Here is a 1,415-nt window from a genome sequence, read left to right on the forward strand (position 1 = left end):
GACCAGGGGTTCAGCCACGCCCTGCTCGGCGTCTTCGACCCGCTGGCCCCACTCGCCGCCGAGGCCCTGCGCGTCCTGGACACCGGCGACGCCGGGCGCTTCCGCGCCCTCCTCGACCCGACCGTCGAGCTGGCCCGCCATCTGTTCCAGGCGCCGACCCGGCACTACAAGACGGGCGTCGTCCTGCTCGCCTGGCTGGCCGGGCACCAGGAGCACTTCACGATGGTCGGCGGCGCGCAGACCGCCCGTTCGCTGCCGCATCTCGCCCGCGCGTACGAACTCGCCGACGCGCTCGGCCTGTTCCCCGACCCGGAACGCGCCGAGGTCCGGATGAAGGCGCTGATCGCGGGTCACGTCGGCACTGGTCGGGGAGGGGCGGCGTGAGCGGCGCGGAGCGCTTCAGCATCAATCAGGAGACCGTCAAGCAGTGGTCGCTGCCCGAGCTGGTCGACGGCTGCGCGGCGGCCGGTGTCCGGCACGTGGGGCTGTGGCGCGCACCGGTCCAGGAGTACGGGCCGGCCGCCGCCGCCCGCCTCGTACGGGACGCGGGGCTCACCGTCAGCACCCTCTGCCGGGGCGGTTTCCTCACCGCGGACGACCCGGCCGCGCGCGCCGAGGCCCTCGCCGACAACCGGGCCGCCGTCGACGAGGCCGCGGCCCTGTCCACCGGGGTCCTGGTCCTCGTCTCCGGCGGCCTGCCGCCCGGCAGCCGCGACCTGTCCGCCGCCCGCGAGCGGGTCGCGGACGCGCTGGCGGAGCTGGGCCCGTACGCCGCGGAGCGCGGGGTGCGGCTCGCGATCGAGCCGCTGCACCCGATGTACGCGTCCGACCGCTGCGTCGTGTCGACCCTCGCCCAGGCCCTGGACCTGGCGGAACGGTTCCCCGCGGAGCAGGTGGGCGTCGTCGTCGACACGTACCACCTGTGGTGGGACGACACGGCGGCCGAGGGCATCGCCCGCGCCGGGCGCGCCGGCCGGATCGCGTCCTTCCAGGTCGCCGACTGGGTGACGCCGCTGCCCGAAGGGGTCCTGCTGGGGCGGGGACAGCTCGGCGACGGCTGTGTGGACCTGCGCCGCTTCCGTGAACTGGTGGACGCGGCGGGCTACGACGGCCCCATCGAGGCGGAGATCTTCAACCCGGCGCTCTGGGCGCGCGACGGCAAGGAGGTCCTCGCCGAGACCTTCGACCGCTACCGGGCCCACGTGCTCTGAGGAAGAGCCGCCGGCCCGCTGTGCTGTGAAGAGCCGTCGGCCCGCGCGGGTCGGCGTCAGTGGTGCGCGGACCGCCGGCCGACCACGGTCACCAGCACCGGGGCGATGACCCGCAGCGCGGCGGCGACCTCCGTCTCGGGGCGGCCGGTCTTGTTGGCGAGGGCCCTGGCGACCGGCCCGATGGCCCTGGCCAGAGCGTCGGCG

At 75.8% G+C, this 1,415-nt stretch carries 2 protein-coding genes; both read left to right on the forward strand.

The genetic code is table 11. The features are described 5' to 3' along the window. The coding region (locus ACFU99_RS43620) for a DUF993 family protein (protein WP_384404322.1) at positions 1-384 on the forward strand (384 nt) is incomplete at its 5' end. Then, positions 381-1,211 (forward strand): sugar phosphate isomerase/epimerase family protein, encoded by an 831-nt coding sequence (locus ACFU99_RS43625; protein ID WP_384404324.1) that lies wholly within the window; start codon positions 381-383, stop codon positions 1,209-1,211. The genes ACFU99_RS43620 and ACFU99_RS43625, both read left to right, overlap by 4 nt. Positions 1,212-1,415: the final 204 nt, after the last annotated feature.

It is taken from the genome of Streptomyces sp. NPDC057654 (assembly GCF_042800135.1).
Taxonomy (GTDB): Bacteria; Actinomycetota; Actinomycetes; order Streptomycetales; family Streptomycetaceae; genus Streptomyces.